The 21,662-nt window shown below is 66.1% G+C and carries 15 protein-coding genes, 1 tRNA gene and 2 rRNA genes (1 of these 18 cut by a window edge); 5 read left to right on the forward strand and 13 right to left on the reverse strand.

The window, feature by feature from the left end; all coding sequences use genetic code 11:
• The first annotated feature begins 239 nt into the window (after window positions 1-239).
• Window positions 240-1,757, forward strand: coding sequence for a tryptophan halogenase family protein (locus tag VN378_RS02010; protein ID WP_325740487.1), 1,518 nt, complete (start codon window positions 240-242; stop codon window positions 1,755-1,757).
• A gap of 14 nt (window positions 1,758-1,771) precedes the next feature.
• A complete protein-coding gene (locus tag VN378_RS02015; protein ID WP_325740489.1) occupies window positions 1,772-3,295 on the forward strand; it encodes a tryptophan halogenase family protein in 1,524 nt (507 codons plus the stop codon).
• Between the two features lie 3 nt (window positions 3,296-3,298).
• On the opposite strand, the gene VN378_RS02020 is transcribed toward VN378_RS02015, so the two are convergent.
• On the reverse strand, window positions 3,299-4,888 hold the full coding sequence (locus VN378_RS02020; protein ID WP_325740490.1) for a sodium/sugar symporter: 1,590 nt from the start codon (window positions 4,886-4,888) through the stop codon (window positions 3,299-3,301).
• Between the two features lie 177 nt (window positions 4,889-5,065).
• Here VN378_RS02020 and VN378_RS02025 point away from each other — a divergent pair, with 177 nt between their 5' ends.
• The 3 genes from VN378_RS02025 (at window position 5,066) to VN378_RS02035 (ending at window position 8,547) form a co-directional block, all read left to right on the forward strand.
• On the forward strand, window positions 5,066-5,839 hold the full coding sequence (locus VN378_RS02025; protein ID WP_325740492.1) for an IclR family transcriptional regulator: 774 nt from the start codon (window positions 5,066-5,068) through the stop codon (window positions 5,837-5,839).
• A gap of 157 nt (window positions 5,840-5,996) precedes the next feature.
• A complete protein-coding gene (locus tag VN378_RS02030; RefSeq protein ID WP_325740495.1) occupies window positions 5,997-6,746 on the forward strand; it encodes an SDR family oxidoreductase in 750 nt (249 codons plus the stop codon).
• A gap of 4 nt (window positions 6,747-6,750) precedes the next feature.
• Window positions 6,751-8,547, forward strand: coding sequence for an IlvD/Edd family dehydratase (locus tag VN378_RS02035; RefSeq protein WP_325740497.1), 1,797 nt, complete (start codon window positions 6,751-6,753; stop codon window positions 8,545-8,547).
• A gap of 6 nt (window positions 8,548-8,553) precedes the next feature.
• Here the strand turns inward: VN378_RS02035 and VN378_RS02040 are convergent, their stop codons facing one another.
• From VN378_RS02040 to VN378_RS02095, 12 genes are all read right to left on the reverse strand, one after another.
• Entirely contained in the window at window positions 8,554-9,408 is an 855-nt protein-coding gene (locus tag VN378_RS02040; protein WP_325740499.1) for an aldose 1-epimerase, read from the reverse strand.
• Window positions 9,405-10,262 (reverse strand): SMP-30/gluconolactonase/LRE family protein, encoded by an 858-nt coding sequence (locus tag VN378_RS02045; protein ID WP_325740501.1) that lies wholly within the window; start codon window positions 10,260-10,262, stop codon window positions 9,405-9,407. Before VN378_RS02045 ends, VN378_RS02040 begins: the two co-directional genes overlap by 4 nt.
• A gap of 3 nt (window positions 10,263-10,265) precedes the next feature.
• A complete protein-coding gene (locus VN378_RS02050; protein WP_325740503.1) occupies window positions 10,266-11,708 on the reverse strand; it encodes an aldehyde dehydrogenase family protein in 1,443 nt (480 codons plus the stop codon).
• Between the two features lie 76 nt (window positions 11,709-11,784).
• Window positions 11,785-13,218, reverse strand: a complete 1,434-nt coding sequence (locus VN378_RS02055; protein WP_325740505.1) for a sugar porter family MFS transporter — start codon at window positions 13,216-13,218, stop codon at window positions 11,785-11,787.
• 47 nt (window positions 13,219-13,265) lie between these two features.
• On the reverse strand, window positions 13,266-14,024 hold the full coding sequence (locus tag VN378_RS02060) for an SDR family oxidoreductase (protein WP_325740507.1): 759 nt from the start codon (window positions 14,022-14,024) through the stop codon (window positions 13,266-13,268).
• Window positions 14,021-15,181 (reverse strand): fumarylacetoacetate hydrolase family protein, encoded by a 1,161-nt coding sequence (locus tag VN378_RS02065; RefSeq protein WP_325740510.1) that lies wholly within the window; start codon window positions 15,179-15,181, stop codon window positions 14,021-14,023. Before VN378_RS02065 ends, VN378_RS02060 begins: the two co-directional genes overlap by 4 nt.
• 101 nt (window positions 15,182-15,282) lie before the next feature.
• Entirely contained in the window at window positions 15,283-16,311 is a 1,029-nt protein-coding gene (locus tag VN378_RS02070; RefSeq protein ID WP_325740512.1) for a LacI family DNA-binding transcriptional regulator, read from the reverse strand.
• Between the two features lie 91 nt (window positions 16,312-16,402).
• Window positions 16,403-18,451 (reverse strand): glycoside hydrolase family 2 protein, encoded by a 2,049-nt coding sequence (locus tag VN378_RS02075; RefSeq protein ID WP_325740514.1) that lies wholly within the window; start codon window positions 18,449-18,451, stop codon window positions 16,403-16,405.
• 23 nt (window positions 18,452-18,474) lie between these two features.
• Complete coding sequence (locus tag VN378_RS02080; RefSeq protein ID WP_325740516.1) at window positions 18,475-20,022, reverse strand: alpha-N-arabinofuranosidase; 1,548 nt, start codon at window positions 20,020-20,022, stop codon at window positions 18,475-18,477.
• A gap of 277 nt (window positions 20,023-20,299) precedes the next feature.
• Window positions 20,300-20,376 (reverse strand) — tRNA-Met (locus VN378_RS02085).
• Window positions 20,377-20,470: 94 nt separating this feature from the next.
• Window positions 20,471-20,585, reverse strand: a 5S ribosomal RNA gene (rrf, locus tag VN378_RS02090).
• Between the two features lie 81 nt (window positions 20,586-20,666).
• Window positions 20,667-21,662 (reverse strand): 23S ribosomal RNA (locus tag VN378_RS02095) (it continues 1,793 nt past the right edge of the window).

The following is a 21,662-nucleotide window of genomic DNA, read 5'->3' on the forward strand; positions in this document are numbered from 1 at the left end:
TCGCGGCGAGACACCTCCCAAAATTGCGCAAGGGGACCCGGCTCGGACGCCTCGCACTTTCAAAGATGCACAAAGTTTCACAGGATGAAAAGCGATTTTTGGTAGCGCTATCATCCTGTGAGCGCGAAGATGGGGCGCGAACCACGATGGGGAGCGGCGCGGGATAGCCAGCCGCCCCGATTTCAGGCCCGCCACCACTGGTGATAACGAGAGACGCAGTCTCCGGGGAGGAACAGGAAATGGAGCGGGCCATCCGCCGGATCGTGGTGGTGGGCGGAGGCTCGGCCGGCTGGATGGCGGCCGCCTCGCTCGCCTGTTCCTTCTCGCCGCGGCTCGCCTCGGGCGATCTCAGCCTGACGGTCGTCGAATCAACGGCGATCGGGATCGTGGGGGTCGGCGAGGCGACCATTCCTCCCATCCGGGACTTCAACGCCGCCCTCGGCATTGATGAGGCCGAGTTCGTGCGAGCGACCCGGGCCACGATCAAGCTCGGAATCGAATTCCGGGACTGGACCTCCAACGGTGACCGGTTCTTCCACGGTTTCGGCGACTATGGTCCGCCGCTCGACCGCCAGGCGGCGGCGCAGCACCTGTTCCGACTCAAGGGCCTCGGCCTGATCAACGACATCGAGCCGTGGTCGGTGCCCAGCGTGATGGCGGCGCAAAATCGTTTCGCGTCGCCGCTGAGAGATCCACGCTCGGTTCTGTCGGCCTATTCCTACGCCTATCAGTTCGACGCCGCCCTCTACGCGACGTTCCTGCGATCCTATGCAGAAAAACTGGGCGTGCAGCGTCTCGACCGTCGCATCGTCGATGTTTCGCTGCGCGGTTCGGACGGCTTCATCGATGCGGTGGTGTTCGAAGGCGGCGAACGGCTGGAAGGCGACCTGTTCATCGACTGCTCCGGGTTTCGTGGCCTGCTGATCGAGCAGACCCTGAAGACCGGCTATGAGGACTGGACTCATTGGCTGCCTTGCGACCGGGCCGTCGCCATGCCGTGTCCGTCGGTCGGCGAGACGACGCCCTTCACCCGCGTCACCGCACGCGAAGCTGGCTGGCAATGGCGCATTCCGCTCCAGCACCGCACCGGCAATGGCTATGTCTATTCCTCGAACTTCGTCGACGACGAAGCGGCGATCGCGGACCTTCGAAGCCAGATGGACGGTCCGGCGCTGGCTGAGCCCAATCTGCTTCGTTTCGTCACCGGGCGGAGACGAAAGGCCTGGAATCGCAATTGCGTCTCCCTTGGCCTGGCGTGCGGTTTCGTGGAGCCGCTGGAATCCACCAGCATCAATCTGATCCAGACCGGTGTCGGCCGACTGCTCGACCTGTTTCCCGATCTCGACTTCGATCCGGTCGTAACGGACGAATACAATCGGCGCTCGGCCGAGGAGGTCGAGCGCGTGCGCGACTTCATCATCCTGCACTATCACCTGGGCCGTCGGCAGGGCCCGCTCTGGGACTACTGTCGCGCGATGAGCCTGCCCGACACCCTTGTTCAGAAGATCGCCCTGTTCCGCGCCCGGGGTGAGGTCGCCCTGCTGGAAAACGAGTCCTTCCGGGAATCGAGTTGGACCGCGATCTTCACCGGCCTCGGCGTCTGGCCGGACCGCTGGAGCCCGCTGACGGATCAAACGCCCGCCGGGGACACGTTCGAGCGGATGGAGAGGCGCGCCGCGCTGATCCGTCGAGCGGTCGAATCCCTTTCGCCGCACGACCGCTATCTTGCCGACCTCGCCACATCCGTCACGGCCTGAGCCTGGACATCCACATGACCGCAAACCCGATTCGCAGCATCGTCATCGTCGGCGGCGGCACCGCCGGCTGGATGGCGGCGGCCGCCCTGTCGAAAGTCCTGCCCGACAATCGCTGCCGGATCGAACTGATCGAGTCCGCCGAGATCGGCACGGTCGGCGTCGGCGAGTCCACCATTCCGCCCATCATGCTCTTCAATGAGCTTCTGGGCATCGACGAGAACGAGTTCGTCCGCCGCACCCAGGCCACGTTCAAACTCGGCATCGAGTTCCGCGACTGGACCCGCAAGGGCGATATCTATTTCCACCCGTTCGGCCAGTACGGCACGCGTATCGACGCCGCGGCTTTCCATCATTACTGGCTGCGCCTGAAGGAGGCCGGGCTGGACGACGACCTCGGCGCCTACTCCCTGACCACCCTCGCGGCGCGGCAGGGTCGGTTCGCTCGACCGGTGCGCGACCCCCGCTCACCGCTGTCCCAGATGACCTACGCCTTCCAGTTCGACGCTTCGCTCTATGCGCGCTATCTCGGCGAACTGGCGCGCGGGCGCGGCGTGATCCGGCGCGAAGGCAAGATCGTCGATGTCACTCTGCGCGAGCCGGACGGCTTCATCCAGTCGGTGACGATGGAATCCGGCGACGTGGTCGAGGGCGACCTGTTCATCGACTGCTCCGGGTTTCGGGGGCTGTTGATCGAGCAGGCGCTGGGGACCGGCTACGAGGACTGGAGCCACTGGTTGCCCGCGGACCGGGCGGTGGCCATGCCCTGCGAACACGGCGAAGCGGGTCTGACGCCCTATACCCGCGCCACGGCTCGCGAGGCCGGATGGCAGTGGAGAATTCCGCTCCAGCATCGAGTCGGCAACGGCTACGTCTACTGTAGCCAGTTCATCAGTGATGACGAGGCTGTCGCGAAACTGACCGACAGTCTCGAGGGCCGTCCGCTCGCCGACCCCAACCTGCTGCGCTTCCGCACCGGCATGAGGAAAAAGGCCTGGAACCGCAACTGCGTGTCTCTGGGGCTGGCCAGCGGCTTCCTCGAACCGCTTGAGTCCACGAGCATCCATCTGGTCCAGAGCGGCCTTTCCAAGCTGCTGCTGAACTTCCCTGACCGCGACTTCGCCCAGGTCGAGATCGATCATTACAACGCCCGCATGCGCTACGAATATGAGCGCGTTCGGGACTTCATCGTGCTGCACTACCACGCCGTCGAGCGGGATGATTCCGCGCTGTGGAACCAGGTGCGGACCATGTCGATCCCCGAGTCGCTGCAGCGCAAGATCGACCTTTTCCGCAGCCACGGCCGGGTGTTCCGGGAGGACGAGGAACTGTTCCAGGAGACCAGCTGGATCGCCGTCCTGATGGGCCAGAACGTCGTTCCCGATCGCTATGATCCATTGGCGGCCCTTCCCCAGCTGGACGACCTGACCCGCAGGTTGCACGGCATCCGCGACGCCTACGCCCGGACGACCGCCTCCATGCCGACCCAGGCCGAGTTCATCGATCGGAACTGCCGGGCCGCGCCGATTGTCGCCGGCTGATCCTCACCACCAGATGGCGTAGACCGCGACCAGGAACAGGATCACCCCCACTCCGGCGATATTGAAGCCGGCCGAGGTCCTGTAGCTGACGCCGTCCAGCCGGATCTGCATCGTGCCTTCCCTGGGGGGCGACATCAGGGAGACGATGACTGCCGCGGCCAGGGACAGGAGAAACACGACGCCGACCCGGTTCATGAACGGAAAGGCGAAGATGTCGAGGAACTGGAGCAGCCAGAAGGTCGCCGACAGCGCCACGGACAGGATCGCCCCGGTCAGCGCCCCGGCCTCGGACGCGCGGCTCCAGAACAGGCCCAGGATGAAGATCACCACGATGCCCGGTGTGAAGAAACCCGTGAATTCCTGAATGTATTGAAAGCCCTGCTCGAAATTTCCCAGCAGCGGCCGCGCCGTCAGGATGCCTATGACCATGGCGGCGACGGCGGCGATCCGGCCGACGAAGACCAGCTGACGATCCGAGGCGGCCTTGTTGGCCTTGGCGTAGAGGTCCAGCGTGAAGATGGTCGAGATCGAGTTCACCTTGGACGCCAGCGAGGCGACGATGGCGGCGATCAGGGCGGCGAACACCAGACCCTTCAGACCGGCCGGCAGCAGGTTCATCATAGAGGCATAGGCCTGATCGGTCGCCGGCTGTCCGGGCTGGCCCAGATTGGGCGCCAGCACCAGCGCGGCCATGCCGGGCAGGACCACGATGACCGGCATCAGCAGCTTCAGATAGGCCGCGAAGGCGATGCCTTTCTGGGCCTCGCCGATCGACCTGGCGGCCAGGGCGCGCTGGATGATGTACTGGTTGAAGCCCCAGTAGCTGATGTTCATGATCCACAGCCCGCCCAGCAGGACCGCGATTCCCGGCAGATTCACGAACTGGGGATTGTCGGGCGACAGGATCATGTCGAACTTCTCGGGGAAGCGCGTCAGCAGCGTCTGGAAGCCGCCCAGCGCCCCGGCGTCGCCGCCGATCTGGCCGAGAGCGATGTATCCGATGATCAGTCCGCCCGCGACCAGAAGCATGACCTGGACGATGTCGGTCAGGGCCACCGCCTTGAGGCCGCCCCACAGTTGATAGGCCAGGGCGAACACGCCGATGGCGACGATGGCGTAGGTCTGGTCCAGCCCGGTGACGCCGTTCACGGCCAGAGACCCCAGCCACAGGATCGAGGTCACGTTCACGAAGACGTAGAGCAGCAGCCAGAACACGGCCATGACGTTGCGGATCGAAGGGCCGTACCGCTGCTGCAGGAACTGCGGCATGGTGACGATCTCGTTGCGCAGGAAGATCGGCAGGAAGTATTTGCCGACGATCAGCAGCGTCAGCGCCGCCATCCACTCGTACGAGGCGATGCCCAGGCCGATCACATAGCCGGAGCCGCTCATGCCGATGATCTGTTCGGCCGAGATGTTGGCGGCGATCAGCGAGGCCCCGATGGCCCACCACGGCAGGTTCTTCGACGCCAGGAAATAGTCCGTAGAGGTCTTTCTGGCCCCGCCCTTGTCGCGCGACACCCATTGGGCCAGACCGAAAATGCAGACGGCGTATATGGCCAGAATGATCAGATCGATCGTCGCGAGCGTCATGAAAGCCTCCCCGGCGCGGCCCGTTCGGGCTCAAGCCGACGCTAGGTGAGGCCACAGCGACGGGCAACCCCGTTTTCATATCTGAGATGATGCTTCATATGTGGGCGTCGGCCGCCACGCTTCCCGGCAGCGGCCCTAACGGCTAGATTCCCGGCCTCACAAGGAACCCCAGCGCCGATGTCGCTTCAGGACGAAACCGACGACCGGAAATACCGCGCGCCTGCGCTCGAAAAGGGCCTCGACGTTCTGGAGCTTCTGTCCTCGCATGGCGAGCCGATGACCCCATCCCAGATGTCGGGCGTCCTTGGGCGGTCGGTCAGCGAGCTGTTTCGCATGATCCAGGTGTTGGAGTTTCGAGGCTATATCGAGCAATCGCCGGACGGCTATCGCCTGACCAACCGCCTGTTCACGCTCGGCATGGCCCAGGCTCCGGTAAAATCCCTGGTCGAGGCCGCCCTGCCGATAATGCGCGAACTGGCCAACGCGACGGTTCAGTCGTGTCACCTGGTGGTGCGCTCTGGCGAGCAGATCGTGGTCATCGCCCGTATCGAGGGTCCCGGCGACCTCGGCTTCTCGGTCCGCGTCGGCTACCGTCGCAACGTCATTGACGCGACCTCGGGCCTGATGTTCTACGGCTGCGCCCCGGCGGCCGAAAAGGCTGACCTTCACGAGCGGCTGGTCGCCCGCTTCGGCGCGGCGCGCACCAACCGCTTTATCAAGGCGGCCGACGAGGCGGGCGCCAGGGGCTATGTTGAACGCCCCAGCGACTTCGTCAGGGGCGTCACCGATCTGGTGGCGCCGATCATCGGGGCGGACGGCGTGATCGCGACCCTGATTTCGCCCTACATCGAGCGCACGCCGCCGACCTGCGCCATGGATGTGGCGGTCGAACATCTTCGCCGCGCGGCCGCGTCGATCTCGGTCGAGATGAGCGCCGCCTCCCAGGCCTGACCGCCGTTGAAATTCTGCGTCAGCCGGGCAGGTCGCGTTGACTTCGCAAGCCCCGGCGCGCATTTTCGCCGACGAATACTGCTTTCATGAATGAAAGATCGACTCTCGGGTTGATGCGGGGGCGCAGCCCTCGCCGGGACAAGGGTTCGGGGAGCGTATGGCCGCCACTTATTCAGACCTGGCTGGCGTCGTGGTCATCGTGACCGGCGGCGCTGGCGGTATCGGCGAGGCGATCACGCGGGCCTTTGTCGCCCAAGGCTCAAAGGTCGGGTTTCTTGACATCGACGCCACCCGCGGCGCGAGCCTGCAGGCAGAGCTCGGCGCCGCCGCCCTGTTCGTGCCTTGCGACCTGACCGACATCCCCTCGCTCAAGGCCGCGGTCCAGACGGTGCGCGATCGCTTCGGGCCGGTCGGAGTCCTGATCAACAACGCGGCCCACGACGAACGCCATGCCACGCTGGAGGTCACCGAGGCCTACTGGGACGGCCGCATCGCGGTGAACCTGAAGCACCAGTTCTTCGCCGCCCAGGCCGTGCTTCCCGACATGCAGGCGGCGGGCAAGGGCGCGATCGTCAACCTTGGTTCGACTTCCTGGGTGATCGGCCAAGGCGGGATGGCCGCCTACACGGCCTCCAAATCCGCCGTGCTCGGCCTGACCCGGTCGCTGGCCCGCGACTTCGGAGAATACGGAATCCGGGTCAACGCCATCGCCCCGGGCTGGATCATGACCGAACGCCAGCTGGAACTCTGGGTCACGCCCGAGACGGAGAAGGAGATTTATGAACGCCAGTGCCTCAAGCGCCGGCTGATCCCCGACGACATCGCCCGCGTCATCGTCTTCATGGCCTCCGACGAGGCCGGGGCCATCACGAACCAACACTACATCGTCGACGGCGGTTGGAACTGAGACCATGACAGACCGATCGAAGAAGCCGCTGCGTTCGCGCGCCTGGTTCGACAATCCGGACAATCCCGACATGACCGCGCTCTATCTGGAGCGCTATCTCAACTATGGCCTGACCCGGAAGGAACTGCAGTCGGACAGGCCGATCATCGGCATCGCTCAAACCGGCTCGGATCTCAGCCCTTGCAACCGGCACCATCTGGTGCTGGCCGAACGACTGCGCGAAGGAATCCGCGAGGCCGGCGGCATCGCCATGGAGTTCCCGGTCCACCCGATCCAGGAAACCGGGAAGCGGCCGACGGCCGGGCTCGATCGCAACCTCGCCTACCTTGGTCTGGTGGAAAGCCTGTACGGATATCCGCTGGACGGAGTGGTGCTGACCATCGGCTGCGACAAGACCACGCCGGCCTGTCTGATGGCCGCCGCGACCGTCGATATTCCCGCCATCGCCCTCTCGGTCGGACCGATGCTGAACGGCTGGCACAAGGGCGAGCGGACCGGCTCGGGCACGATCATCTGGAAGGCGCGCCAGATGATGGCCGCCGGCGAGATCGACTACGACGGCTTCATCGAGCTGGTGGCGTCCTCGGCTCCGTCGGTCGGCTACTGCAACACCATGGGCACGGCCACGACGATGAACTCCCTGGCCGAAGCATTGGGCATGTCCCTGCCCGGCTCGGCCGCCATCCCGGCCCCCTATCGCGAGAGGGCGCAGGTCGCATACGAAACCGGGCTGCGCATCGTGGAAATGGTGCGCGAGGACCTGAAGCCGTCGGACATTCTGACGCGCGACGCCTTCCACAACGCTATCGTCGTCAATTCGGCCATCGGCGGCTCGACCAACGCGCCGATCCACCTGACCGCCCTGGCCCGGCATGCCCACGTCGATGTGCCGTTGAAAGACTGGGAGACGTATGGCCTGCACGTGCCGCTGCTGGTCAATCTCCAGCCCGCCGGCGAGTATCTGGGCGAGGATTATTTCCACGCCGGCGGCGTGCCTGCGGTCGTCAACGAACTGATGAAACAGGGCCTGATCCATGAGGGGGCCCTGACCGTCAGCGGACGCTCCATCGGCGAGAACTGCGCCGGTCGCGAGATCGCCCTGCCCGATGTCATCAAGCCGTTCGACACGCCAATGAAGACCGACGCCGGCTTCGTGGTGTTCAGCGGAAACCTGTTCAACTCGGCGATCATGAAGCTGAGCGTCATCAGCCCCGAGTTCCGCGAGCGCTATCTGTCCAACCCCGCGGACCCGAATGCCTTCGAAGGTCCGGCGGTCGTGTTCGACGGGCCCGAGGATTATCACCGCCGCATCGACGACGAGAACCTGGGCATCACCGAACAGACCCTGCTGTTCATGCGCGGCGCCGGCCCGATCGGATATCCCGGCGCGGCCGAGGTCGTGAACATGCGGCCGCCGGACTATCTGATCAGAAAGGGCGTCCACGCCCTGGCCTGCATCGGCGACGGTCGGCAGTCCGGGACGTCTGGCTCGGCGTCGATCCTGAACGCCTCGCCGGAGGCGGCGGCGGGCGGAAACATCGCCCTGATCAAAACCGGCGACCGGGTGCGCATCGACCTGAATACCGGCAGGGCGGACATACTGATCAGCGATATGGAATTGGCCGGGCGCCGCGCCGCGCTCGAGGCGGCGGGCGGCTACGCCTATCCGGCCTCGCAGACGCCATGGCAGGAGATCCAGCGCGGCATGGTCAGTCAGCTGGAGACCGGCGCCGTGCTGGAGCCCGCTGTGAAATACCACCGCATCATCGACCGTTTCGGCGAAGCGCGGGACAATCACTAGGTCTCTTCAGGCGTCGGAGACGGCGATCTCCATCCACATCGACAGCGCGCGTCCAGGAGCGAGCATGGCCAACCCGCTGGCCTCGCCATCCGGCGCATGGATCGCGTCGGGCCTGTGGGTGACGGGCTCGACGCAGCAGAAGGCCTGCCCGGGCGCATAGACGTGAGCCCAGTCCGCATTCGGCGAGGCGGTGAGCGTGGTGGTCCGACCCGGCTCGATCAGGCGCGCGGAGCCGTCCCAGCCGGCGTAGCAGTGGTCCACAAAGGGCGCCTCGGCGGCTCGCGGGCCAGTCGACCAGTCGAAGACGCCCGCGGGTGAAACCGGCGCGGTCGGTATCAGTCCGCTGTCGATCGCCCAGACCGCCTCGGCCTGCAGCGACAGGCGAGTCTGATCGCCCACGGGAAAATAGGGATGGAATCCCAGACCGGCCGGCATCGGGGTCTCGGCCACATTCAGCACCGACAGGTCGATGTGCAGGCCCGACCCGGTCAGGGTGAAGGTCTGCACCGCCTCATAGGGCCACGGCCACGCGTCCCCCTCCTGACGATAGACGAAGCTCGCCGAGGTCTCCGAGCGCTCCAGCGGAGACCACGGCTGCAGCCAGCCGTCGCCGTGCAGGGCGTGCGGGGCGAAGCGGTCGAGCACGGGCAGGGTCACCCTTTGTCCGTCGAGGCTGAAGCGGCCCCGTGCGATGCGGTTGGCGTAGGGAACGAGCGGGAAGCAGGCGGTCTCCAGAATGTCCGTCGCCCCTTCGGGAGCCGGACGCAGGACGTTACGACCGCCCCGGGTCAGACTGGCGACCGAGCATCCCAGCTCCGGGCGCACCGTCAGCCGCCAACCGCCCCGTTCGAGGCCGATCACAGTCTGACCCGGGCCTGCGGCAGACCCGGCGTCTCGACTCGTGTCCGATAAAGACCGCCCAGCGTCGGCTGCCCGGCCCGCTTGTCGGCGTTCCCCAGCCAGGCGGTCGTGCAATAGAGGTCCCGCAGGTCGGCCCCGCCGAACGCCGCCTTGGTCACCGTCTGCACGGGCAGGCGAATGGTCCCGATTCGATCGCCGGCGGGCGAAAACCGGGCGACGCCCCAGCCGTTGAACAGGCCGACGTGCAGCACCCCTTCCGCGTCCACGCTGGGGCCGTCCGCGAAGCCGTCCTCGGTTATGGCGAACAGCCGCTTGTTGGTCAGAAATCCATCGGCGTGGTCGAAGGCGTAGATGCGGCGCTCGGTGGTGTCGTGATGATACATGGTCCGCCCGTCGGGACTGAGCGCCGGACCGTTGGTGACGCGATAGCCGTCGTCGTGGCGGGTCAGCTCGCCCGCGCGCCAGCGGTAGAGGGCCCCCGAAAGGGTCTCCTCGCTGTCATCCATCGAACCGAACCACAACGTTCCATCGGGTCCCACGAAGCCATCGTTCAACCGGTTCTGCGGCCGGTCTTCCTCGACCCGCTGGATCAGTTCGAACGCGCCGTTGTCCGGATCGAACCGATGCAGGCCTCCACGCAGGCCGCAGATCAGCGAGCCGTCCTCCGCGGGCAGGGCGAAGCCGGTCTGGTCGGGCGTGTCCCACGAAGCCTTGCCGCCGTCGGCGGGATCGTAACGATGCAGCTTGCGACCCTTGATGTCGACGAACCAGACGCAGGCCCGGGTCGCGTCCCAGACCGGCCCTTCGCCCAACTCCGCCTTCACATCCCAGATCAGCTCGGGCCCGATACTCATCGATCAGCCAGCCGAATAGGAGGTCTTGGTCTGGGTGAAGAATTCCACGGCCGCGAAACCCTGCTCCCGCGCGCCATAGCTGGACGATTTCGAGCCGCCGAACGGCACATGGTAATCGACCCCGGCGGTCGGCAGATTGACCATGGTCATCCCTGCCTTCGCGCGCCGCTGGAAGTCGCGGGCGTGTTTGAGAGAACTGGTGACGATCCCTGCCGACAGACCGAACTCGACGCCATTGGCGATGGCCAGCGCCTCCTCATAGTCCTTGACGCGGATGGTCGAGGCGACGGGGCCGAAGACTTCCTCATTATTGATCCGGCCGGCCGGATCGGTGTCGACGATCAGGGTCGGCTGCACATACCAGCCGGGCGTCTCGAGCTGCATCCGGTCGCCGCCCGCGACGATGCGACCGCCCTCCCCGCGAGCGATCTCGATGTAGCGGTAGGAGGTCTCGCGCTGGTCCTCGCTGACCGCCGGACCGATCTGGGTGTTTGGGTCGAGCGCCGCGCCCACCCGCAGGGCGGCGACCCTCTCGGCAAGGGCCGCGACGAAGCGGTCGTGGATGCTGTCCTGCACGATCAGCCGGCTGGAGGCGGTGCAGCGCTGGCCGGTCGCGTAGAAGGAGCCGTCCAGGGCGATCATCACGGCCCGTTCCAGATCGGCGTCGTCCAGCACGATCAGCGGGTTCTTGCCGCCCATCTCCAGCTGCACCCGCGCCTGACGCTTGACCGCGCCCGCCGCGACGCCGGCGCCGACGCCTTGGGAGCCGGTGAAGGAAATGCCGTCCACATCCTTGTGATCGACGATGGCCTGACCGACGCCGCCGCGGCCGATGACCATATTGAGAACGCCCTTCGGCAGGCCGGCCTCATGCAGGATGGCCACCAGCGCTTCCGCCGTCGCCGGCGTCGGCCCGGCGGGCTTCATCACCACCGTATTGCCGAAAGCCAGCGCCGGCGCCGACTTCCACGCCGGAATGGCGACGGGAAAGTTCCAGGGCGTGATCAGGCCGAACACGCCGACGGCCTGACGGTAGGTCTGGATTTCCACCCCCGGCCGAACCGAGGCCAGGTTCTGGCCGTGGGCGCGCAACGCCTCGCCGGCGAAATACTTCAGGATGCGGCCGGCCCGAACGGTCTCGCCGATGCCTTCGGGCAGGGTCTTGCCCTCTTCGCGCGACAGCAGCCGGCCCAGCTGTTCCCGCCGCTCCATGACCAGGGTTCCGGCCCGGTCGAGGATGTCGGAGCGCACCTCGGGCGAGGCTTCGGACCAGGCCGGGAACGCCGCCTTGGCGGCCGCTACCGCCGCATTGACCTCGTCCACGCCGCCGTCCGGGGTGCGGGCCACCAGATCGCGCGTGTCGGACGGGTTCAGGCTTTCCGAGGGCCGGTCAGTCGGGACCTTCTCCCCATTGATCCAGTGAGACAGTTCGATGGTGTCGGTCATGGCCGGTCCTCAACGGTGACACGGGCGGCGGGGGAGCGCCGCCCGTGAGGGTAGATAGGGGATGACGCGCTCGCGGTCAGCCCGTCATGTCTTCCAGTTCGCGCCCGCGGGTTTCCTTGATCCATGCCTGGACGAGGAAGTACGAGACGAAGGCGCTGACGGCGTAGAAGCCATAGGTGACGGTCAGGCCCAGCCCCGCGGCCATGGCCGGGAAGCTGACCGAGATGCCGAAGTTGGCGATCCACTGGGCGAAACCCGCCACCGCCAGCGCCGAGCCGCGCATCTGGTTCGGGAACATCTCACCCAGCATGACCCACATCACCGGGCCCCAGCTGAAGTTGAAGAACACGACATAGGCATTGGCGGCGACCAAGGCGATCATGCCGACCTGGCCCGGGAGATGCGGGGCGCCGTCGACGATCTGGGCCTGCGAGAAACACCAGGCCATCACGCCCAGCGTCACCGCCATCCCCGCAGAGCCGATCAGCAGCAGCGGCTTGCGGCCGATCCTGTCGATCACCGCCATGGCGGCGAGGCAGGCCAGGATCGACAGGGCGCCCGAGCCGATGTTGATGAGCAGGGAGTCGTTCTCCGAGAAGCCGACCGACTGCCACAGCACCGCACCGTAGTAGAAGACGATATTGATGCCCACCAGTTGCTGGAACACCGCCAGGATCAGGCCCGCCCAGACGATCGGACGGATGTTGCGCGTGACCGGGTCCAGCAGGTCCGCCAGCTTCGGCTTGTGGTCCCGGGCGAGGGACTCGCGAATCTCGACGACCTTGCGGGCCCCGGCTTCAGGACCGAACAGCCGCGTCAGCACCGCCTCGGCTTGCGCCTCGCGGCCCTTGACCACCAGGAAGCGGGGGCTTTCCGGGATCAGCAGCAAGGCGAACAGATAGATGCCGGCCGGTATGACCTGCAGCCAGAACATCCAGCGCCAGGCCGGGAAACCCATCCAGAACTCGGCCGTCGAGCCGCCCGCGGTGGCCGCCAGCGCATAGTTGGCCACGAACGCGCCCGTCAGACCGGTGATGATCATGATCTGCTGCACGCTCGACAACCGTCCGCGGATTGACGCCGGCGTGACTTCGGAGATGTAGGCCGGGGCCAGCACGCTGGCCGCCCCGACGCCCAGGCCGCCGATGAAGCGGGCGAGGATGAAATGCATCGAGCTGTCCGCAGCGCCGGCCCACAGGGCGCTGATGATGAACAGGACGGCGGCGATCAGCATCACGGTCTTGCGCCCGATCAGGTCCGACAACCGGCCGGCGATGAAGGCGCCGACCGCGCAGCCCAGCAGGATGGCCCCGACGTTGAAGCCGGTCCCCAGCGCTGAAAGGTTGAAGGCTCCCTCAAGCCCGTCCTGGGTGCCGTTGATGACCCCCGAATCGTAGCCGAACATGAAACCGCCGATCGTCGCCACCGCAACGATGATGGCGATGAAGCCCATGTTCACCCGGTCCGATCCGGCGATATCCGGGCCGGTCGCCCCCGTTGGTCCTGCCATCTCATCCTCCCTTTGAGCTCTTTCGGCCCGATGCATGGATCGTTCGGCTATCTCCAGCCGGCGTCCACGAAATACTCATGTCCCGTGATGAAGCGCGCGTCGTCCGACGACAGGAACAGGGCCATGGCGGCGATGTCGACCGGCTCGATCCGGCCCTTCAGGCACTGGGCGGAGACGATCTCGGCCTCGCCCTCGGGCGTGTACCATTTCATCTGCCGGGGGGTCTTCACATTGCCGGGCACGATGCAGGCGACCCGCACCCCGTCGGGGCCCAGCTCCCGCGCCAGCGCCCGGGTCATGCCCTCGATACCAGCCTTGGCGGTCTCGTAGAGCGAAAGGTCGGGCAAGCCCAGGTGCCAGCTGATCGAGCCAAGGTTCAGGATCACTCCCGCGCCCCGCTCGCGCATCGCCGGCGCAACGGCCTGGGTGGCGAAATAGAGATGGCGCAGGTTCACGGCGATCCGGTCGTCCCAGTAGGCCGGGGTGACCTCGGCCAGGGAATGGCGGTCGTCGTTGGCGGCGTTGTTGACCAGCACCTCCACCGCGCCGTGAACTCTCGATATCTCGACCAGGCACGCTTGCAGCGCCGCCACGTCGGTCAGGTCGCACCGGTGATAGATCGGGGCCGGTTCCAGAGACGCCAGCGACGCCTCCAGCTGGTTTGACTCCTCGTCAAGCAGATCGAGAAAGATCACGCGCGCGCCCTGACGCGCAAAGCCCTCGGTCAGCGCGGCGCCGATGCCGGAGCCGCCCCCGGTGATCACCACGAGCCGATCCCTCAGCGAAGGATAGATCGCCATACTCATACTCTTGCCCCCAGCAGACCGCGGCCCGCCAAATTGCGCATCAACGCCGATACGCCGAATGTCCAGGCCGGCGCCCCGTCGCAGGTCGTGACCTTGTTCTCAAGCGCACCCAAGCGCTCCGACGACACCCGCACAAGGTCGCCCGCCTTGTGGGTGAAGCCCTTGCCCGGCGCGTCCCTGTCGTCGATCGGCGCGAACATCGTGCCGAGATACAGGGCGACGCCATCCGGATACTGATGGTTCGGGCCCGAGGCCTGGCGCACCAGTTCCTCAGGATCACGGCTGATCAGGCCCATCGAGCTTTCGCCACGCATGACGAAGCCGTCCTGGCCCGTAACCTCCAGGGCGACGGTGGCCCCGCGCACGTGGTCCATGGTGAACCCGGCGTCGAACAACCGGATGAACGGACCGATGGCGGCGGAGGCGTTATTGTCCTTGGCCTTGCCGAGCAGCAGGGCGCTACGGCCCTCGATATCGCGCAGGTTGACGTCATTGCCGAGGCTCGCCCCGACCGGACGGCCGGCCGGGTCGCAGACGATCACCACCTCGGGCTCCGGATTGCTCCAGGCCGAATCTGATCGGACCCCGACCCAGTCGCCCCAGCCCACCGAGGCCAGCACCGGCGCCTTGGTGAAGATTTCCGCGTCCGGCCCGATCGCCACCTCAAGGTACTGCGACCAAAGACCATCAGCGATCAGCGCCGCCTTCAGCGCCGCAGCCCGGTCGGAGCCGGGCCGGACCGACGCCAGATCGCCGCCGATCCGGCTGGACAGGCTCTGGCGAATGACGCCCGCAGTGGCCGGATCCCCCCGCGCGCCCTCCTCGATAACCCGTTCGAGCGCCGAGACGGCGAAGGTCACGCCCGACGCCTTGATGCATTGAAGATCGACCGGCGATAGCAGGGTCAGGGCGTCCGGCGCGACCGGGTCCCAGGCCCGCTGGAATTCGAGCGCATCGAGACCGCCGAGATCGCGCCCTTCCGCCTCGGCCAGATCGGAACGGGCGAGAGCCTCAGCGCTGGTGGCGGCGAAGGCCGAGATGTCGAACAGCCGGCCGCCGCGCGCCAGCACAGGCGTCGGACCTTCGGGCAGGCGCAGCCGCCCCAACAGGCAGGCATCCATCCAGTCGCGGGGCAGATCGTCGATGAGTCGCGCCATTTTCCTCGCCGCAGCCTTCCCGTCCGAACGGGGCCCGGTCGTTGTATGTTAGCGCTAACATCTCCAGTGGCGCGAGGAGTGTCAAGCTTTCGCCTGTGAAATCATTCTCCCGGCGGGCCCGAGGACTCGCGGACGATCAGGGTATGAGGGACCAGGTGCTCGCGGGGCGCGTCCTCGTCCTTGTCCCGTCCCGGCGCGGCCTCGGTCAACAACCGGATCGCCATTTCGGCCATTTCCGCCACCGGCTGCCGCACCGTCGTCAGGGAGGGCCAGACCGCGGTCGCCAACGGCGTGTCGTCGAAGCCGACGACGGTCAGTTGTCCGGGCACATCCAGCCCTCGCCGATGAGCTGCGGCGATGGCGGCGGCGGCCATGTCGTCGTTGCTGGCGAAGATGGCCGTGGGCGGACGCCGCGCCGACAGCAGTCGCTCGGCCGCCTCGAAGCCGGAGCGGTAGGTAAACTCCCCCGCCTCCACCAGGCATTCCGCAGCCGGTTCGGCCAAAGCGAGCTCGGTCTCGAACCCGATCAACCGTTCGGCGCTCGCGGTCTGGTTCGGGGCGCCCTTGATGAAGCCGATGCGTCGGTGGCCGAGCCCCAGCAGGTAGCGGGTCATCTCGGCCGCCGCCGCCATGTCGTCGATCCGGACGCTGAGCGCGTCGGACTTGAACCGCCCGGCTGCCACGGCCACCACGTTCAGTTGGTGCATCTGCACCTCGGCGAGCGCAGCCCAGGATTCGCCGTGGGGGGGCGGGAGCACGACGCCCACCACCCCGCCCGCCACCAGCCGCGCGATGGCTGCGCGTTCGCTCTCGGGATCAGACTCGCACTTCTCGATCAGCAGCTGGGCCCCCGCCCGGTGCACGCCTTCCAGCGCACCGATCAGGAACTCGCTGAGGTAGCTGGCGCTGGGATTGGAGTACAGGATTCCCAGCCGGCCCGCGCCGGCGCGGGCAAGGCTGCGGGCCGCAGCGTTGGGCGTATAGCCCAGGCTGTCGACAGCCTTCATGACGGCGTCGCGTGTCGCGCCCTTGACGCCCGGCGCATGGTTCATCACCCGCGACACCGTCATGGGGGAAACTCCCGCAAGGCGGGCGACATCGCTGATCTTTACGGTCTTGCCGGCGGCCATCCTGTTCCCCGTTTATCCGATCGCGCTCTAGCAACGGCCCGCCGGCTTCAACAGCGTAACGGTTGCCCGATCATTTCGCACGGCCGCACTCTCAGGGCTGCAGCCAGGCCGAATCCAGCAGCTGCTCTCCGACGCGGATCTCGGCGCGGTTAAGGCCTTGATCGAGACGGACGTCCATCCAGAGGGCCTCGTGATCGGCCACGACGGCTTCCGATACCCGCCGGCCGTTCACCCAGAGCTCAAGCGCGGGAAGATTGGAGAAGGCGCGCACAGTCGTTCGCGGACCGCGGCCGCCCAGCCGCCGATCGGTGATGTGGGCCATCGGAGTTGCGGACCAATTGGCCTGGTACCAGAACCACGCATCCTTGCGCACGGACCGGTCGTAGGTGACCAGCCCCTTGTCGTTGACGCCCGGTCGATCTCCTTCTTCACGTCCGTCGGAGGCGAGATCGAACCCGACCCAGATGAAGGTTGACCACAGCCAGGGGCGCTGGCGCAGCTCGCGCCAGTAGGCCTGATGGAAGGCGGTCTGGTACTGCTCCGGGTGCCATTCACCGTCCGGCCTGGGCCTGTCCGGGGGAAGCTGCTGGTGCAGCACGCTGGCCCCGGCGCCGAATTCGCTGATGGCGAGCGGCCTTTGCGGATCCCGTGCCCGGCGTTCGTCCGCCCACTCGCCGATATGGGCGAAGTCGTTCTCGTACCAGCCGAAATAGCGATTGTAGGCGGTCAGGTCGGCGTGCAGCGCCTTGCGGTCCAGGTCGTCCTGGCAACAATGGGCGTATGCGGTCGGGAGACTCGAATCCTCCTGGTGGGCCACGGTCTGCATCAGGGCGATGGCGGCGTCGGCCGGGTCGTCCGCTGAATAGACCTCGTTGCCCAGCCCCCAGACCACGATCGAGGGGTGATGCCGATTCTGCCGGATCAACTCGCGCATCTGCCTGGCGAGATTGGCTGAGAACGCCTCCGACGCGTTCGCCGCCCCGTTCAGGGGCGCTTCCGTCCACACCATCAGGCCAAGCTCGTCCGCCAGTTCGTAGGCCCGCTGGGGGTGCTGGAAATGGACGAGACGCACAGCGGTGGCGCCCATCTCCGCCATGATCTCGAAATCCTGGTCGATCTCCCAGTCCTGCACCGCCAGACCGCGCCCCGGCCGCCCCGCGTGGAAATAGTTGACGCCACGCATGGGCGCCGGCTCCCCGTTCAGGAGAGGGCCGCGGTCAGGATCGACGCGGAAGTCGCGGACGCCGGTCTTCAACGACACCTGGTCGAGAGGTGCGCCGCGGTCGTCGAGGACCACGGCTTCCAATGTGTAGAGGTGCGGGTCGAGCAGCCCTCGCCACAGCCGGGGTGACCTCAGGCGCCGATTCGCCGAAACCTCGATCGCCTCACCCGGTCGGGCCCTGAACGGCGCCTCCGCCGATGTGGCCTCGCGGCCGTCGCGGTCGACTAAGCGCCAGCGCACCCGGACGCGCACGGGCTGGTCGCCATCATTGACGACCCGGGCCTGAAAGGCGAGATCCGCGGCGGCTGACGACACCTCGCTGGCCCGGACGCCGGCTCCCGCGGCGCCATGGTCGGCGAGATCGAAATGGACCGGGCCCGTCTCGATCAGCCGGACCGGACGATAGAGGCCGCCAAAAACGGTGAAGTCCCCGCCGAGAGGCGCGATCGTCGTCGTGGTGCTGTTGTCGACCCGGACATCCAGGGTGTTGAGGCCCGGCCGCAAGGCCTCGGTGACATCGAATCGGAACCGGGCGTAACCGCCCTCATGCCGCCCAACGGCGCGGCCGTTGACGTAGACGTCGGCGCTGAGGGCCGCCCCGTCGAACTCCAGCCAGAGCCGATGCCGGTTCGACGGCGCCTGGAAGGTCGTCCGGTACCAGCCGGCCCCGCGCCGATAGCCGCCGCCGTCCTCGCCGTCGCGGCCATTCCAGGTATGGGGCAGACGGACCTCCGCCCAGCCCTCGACCTCTTCATCCGTCGGCGTCGCGGTTGCGACCGCCTCGGGATGGAATCGCCAGGTTTCCGGCAGGGCCAGTATCCTGCGCCCCTCTTCGGCGTCGGCGGTCGAGGCGGCTGCGATTCCGCACGCCACGCCGACCACCGCCAGCCACCGCGCCGCGCGCCGGACGATCGTCATTTCCGCCCTCCCCCGGGCCAGACTCACTCCAGCACCAGCACGACCAGCGACTTCGCCGGCAGGCTGACAGACAGGCTGCCGTTCCGCAGTCGGGCGTCCGTGAAGGGCGCTGGCTCGACCGCGCGCGGCGCGTCGAAGACGTTGTGGGCGTCCATGACCTCCGCCGTCAGGATGCGCCCCGAGACGCGGCGAGGTGTTCCACCGGACACCGACAACGCGACCTCGACGGGCTTTTCCGGATCGAGGTTGACGAGCGCCACATGGATCTTCCCGTCGAGTCCCAGCGCCGCCGTCCCGTCGACCGCCTTCAGCGGACCGTAGTCTGGCGACTGGATCGTCAGAGGCAGCACCGTCGCGCCCTGGAACGGCCGGTACATCTCGAAGGCGTGGTAGGTCGGCGTCAGCACCATTCGCGGCCCGTCGGTCAGGATCATCGCCTGCAGGACGTTGACCATCTGGGCGATATTGCCCAGCCGCACTCGGTCAGCGTGTCGGTGGAAGATGTTGAAATTGACCGCCGCCAGAAGGGCGTCCCTGAGGCTGTTCTGCTGCTGCAGCCAGCCCCCGGGCGAGCCCGGAGTCGGATCATACCAGGCGCCCCATTCGTCCACCGCGAGGATTTTCTTCCCCTCGGGATCGGCCTCGTCCATCACCGCGTCATGGGCGGCGATCATCGCCTCCATCCGATAGGTCTGGACGAAGGCCGAGCGCCACTGGCTCTCGTCGAAGCCGGTCGCCGGCCCCTTGGCCGCCCAGTCTCCGGTCGGCAGGGTGTAGTAGTGCAGCGACAGGGCGTCGAGATCGCCGGCGGCCACCGACATCAGGGTGCGCGTCCACTCCACGTCCTCGGCGTTGGGGCCAGCGGCGACGATGGTCGTCCGCCTGTCGCCGGGCGCGATAAAGCCGACGTACTGGCGGAACAGGTCGGCGTACCAGGACGCCCTCATCCGCCCGCCGCAGCCCCACGGCTCGTTGCCGACGCCGAGATAGTCGATCTTCCATGGGCGATCCCGGCCGTTCGCACGGCGCAGCTCGGCCATGCGGGATCGGGACGGGGAGGTGATGTATTCGACCCAGTCAGCCGCCTCGGTGGGCGTGCCCGAGCCGACGTTGACGCTGAGGTAGGTCCTGGCCTCGATCAACTCGGCGAACTCGAAGAATTCATGGGTGCCGAAGGCGTTGTTTTCCTCCTTGTCGCCCCACCAGCGGTTCAGCGTGACGGGCCGCCTGTCGCGCGGTCCGATCCCGTCGCGCCAGTGGTAGATGTCAGCGTAGCAGCCGCCGGGCCACCGGACGACGGGGACGTCCAGGGCCTTCAACGCCTGGAGCACGTCATTGCGGAAGCCGCGAGTATTGGGGATCGCAGAAGCCGGCCCGACCCAGACGCCGCCATCGATGCCCGCGCCGAGCTGCTCCATGAACTGGCCATAGACCTCCGGGGCGATTACCGCGCCGGGCTGGTCCATCCGAAGAGTGGCTGTCGCCCGCGGCTCGGCTGTCGCGACCGTGGACGCGAATGCGACCGCTGCAGCCAACACCAGCCCGGCGAGGAATCCCGTTTCTCTCGACATCAGGTTTCTTTTACAGATGATCCGATTTTATCTGGTGGTAACGAAAACATCGACGCGGCGCAAACGGGCCATCAATGGCGCGGTCCGGACAGGGTCGGGACGCAAGCGGCGGCGGGTCCCGCGAGAGACGATTCCGGCAGTTGTCCCAACCCGTTAACCGGCCGGCAGGTCCGCACCGTAGGAACGCCGTGGCCGGTCTCGCCCGCCGGGCGCCGCGCGCCGGACAAGCAAAAGCCCCCGCTTTCGCGAGGGCTGGTACTTTGATTTCATTGAATATTGGGTGCGGGAGCAGGATTTGAACCTGCGACCTTCAGGTTATGAGCCTGACGAGCTACCGGGCTGCTCCATCCCGCGGCAAACGGTAGTGCAAAGGAAGAACGGTTCGAGAGGATGGGCCCAATTCCAAAAGGACGAGGGCTCAAAATACAATCTTCTATCCGTCTGGTAGACCCGGCGGCGACCTACTCTCCCGCGCCTTAAGACGAAGTACCATCGGCTCTGGAGGGCTTAACGACCGAGTTCGGAATGGGATCGGGTGGGGAACCTCCGACATAGCCACCAGGTCAACCAGGCGGATAGACGATTGTGAGAAGACATTGTCAGTTCAGCAGAAGCTGAAAAAATCGAATGAGTTTTGCTGAGAAACGATCAAGCCGATCGGATTATTAGTACCAGTAAGCTTCATGGGTCGCCCCACTTCCACACCTGGCCTATCAACGTGGTAGTCTTCCACGATCCTCAGCGAAGCCTTGTTTTGAGGTTAGTTTCCCGCTTAGATGCTTTCAGCGGTTATCTATTCCATACATAGCTACCCTGCTGCGCGGCTGGCGCCACGACAGGTCCACCAGAGGTATGTCCATCCCGGTCCTCTCGTACTAGGGACAGATCCTCTCAAGCTTCGAACACCCACGGCAGATAGGGACCAAACTGTCTCACGACGTTCTGAACCCAGCTCACGTACCACTTTAAATGGCGAACAGCCATACCCTTGGGACCTGCTCCAGCCCCAGGATGTGATGAGCCGACATCGAGGTGCCAAACTTTGCCGTCGATATGGACTCTTGGGCAAAATCAGCCTGTTATCCCTAGAGTACCTTTTATCCGTTGAGCGATGGCCCTTCCACGCGGGACCACCGGATCACTATGGCCGACTTTCGTCTCTGCTCGACTTGTCAGTCTCGCAGTCAGGCGGGCTTATGCCATTGCACTCGACGACCGATTTCCGACCGGTCTGAGCCCACCATCGCGCGCCTCCGTTACACTTTAGGAGGCGACCGCCCCAGTCAAACTACCCACCACGCCATGTCCCGGGACCGGATAACGGCCCTCGGTTAGACGTCAACGACAGTAAGGGTGGTATTTCAAGGATGACTCCACCAGAGCTGGCGCCCCGGTTTCATAGTCTCCCACCTATCCTACACATACGGTCGCTAACGCCAAGGCGAAGCTATAGTAAAGGTTCATAGGGTCTTTCCGTCTGACCGCGGGAACCCCGCATCTTCACGGGGAATTCAATTTCACTGAGCCTGTGCTGGAGACAGTGGGGAAGTCGTTACGCCATTCGTGCAGGTCGGAACTTACCCGACAAGGAATTTCGCTACCTTAGGACCGTTATAGTTACGGCCGCCGTTTACCTGGGC

Source organism: Brevundimonas sp., from assembly GCF_035561115.1.
Classification (GTDB): Bacteria; Pseudomonadota; Alphaproteobacteria; order Caulobacterales; family Caulobacteraceae; genus Brevundimonas.

What these genes read in the sequence shown, in the direction of transcription:
- VN378_RS02010 (WP_325740487.1), top strand. Translation starts at nt 240, where the DNA reads ATGGAGCGGGCCATCCGCCGGATCGTGGTGGTGGGCGGAGGCTCGGCC.
- VN378_RS02015 (WP_325740489.1), top strand. Translation starts at nt 1,772, where the DNA reads ATGACCGCAAACCCGATTCGCAGCATCGTCATCGTCGGCGGCGGCACC.
- VN378_RS02020 (WP_325740490.1), bottom strand. Translation starts at nt 4,888, where the DNA reads ATGACGCTCGCGACGATCGATCTGATCATTCTGGCCATATACGCCGTC.
- VN378_RS02025 (WP_325740492.1), top strand. Translation starts at nt 5,066, where the DNA reads ATGTCGCTTCAGGACGAAACCGACGACCGGAAATACCGCGCGCCTGCG.
- VN378_RS02030 (WP_325740495.1), top strand. Translation starts at nt 5,997, where the DNA reads ATGGCCGCCACTTATTCAGACCTGGCTGGCGTCGTGGTCATCGTGACC.
- VN378_RS02035 (WP_325740497.1), top strand. Translation starts at nt 6,751, where the DNA reads ATGACAGACCGATCGAAGAAGCCGCTGCGTTCGCGCGCCTGGTTCGAC.
- VN378_RS02045 (WP_325740501.1), bottom strand. Translation starts at nt 10,262, where the DNA reads ATGAGTATCGGGCCCGAGCTGATCTGGGATGTGAAGGCGGAGTTGGGC.
- VN378_RS02050 (WP_325740503.1), bottom strand. Translation starts at nt 11,708, where the DNA reads ATGACCGACACCATCGAACTGTCTCACTGGATCAATGGGGAGAAGGTC.
- VN378_RS02055 (WP_325740505.1), bottom strand. Translation starts at nt 13,218, where the DNA reads ATGGCAGGACCAACGGGGGCGACCGGCCCGGATATCGCCGGATCGGAC.
- VN378_RS02060 (WP_325740507.1), bottom strand. Translation starts at nt 14,024, where the DNA reads ATGAGTATGGCGATCTATCCTTCGCTGAGGGATCGGCTCGTGGTGATC.
- VN378_RS02065 (WP_325740510.1), bottom strand. Translation starts at nt 15,181, where the DNA reads ATGGCGCGACTCATCGACGATCTGCCCCGCGACTGGATGGATGCCTGC.
- VN378_RS02070 (WP_325740512.1), bottom strand. Translation starts at nt 16,311, where the DNA reads ATGGCCGCCGGCAAGACCGTAAAGATCAGCGATGTCGCCCGCCTTGCG.
- VN378_RS02075 (WP_325740514.1), bottom strand. Translation starts at nt 18,451, where the DNA reads ATGACGATCGTCCGGCGCGCGGCGCGGTGGCTGGCGGTGGTCGGCGTG.
- VN378_RS02080 (WP_325740516.1), bottom strand. Translation starts at nt 20,022, where the DNA reads ATGTCGAGAGAAACGGGATTCCTCGCCGGGCTGGTGTTGGCTGCAGCG.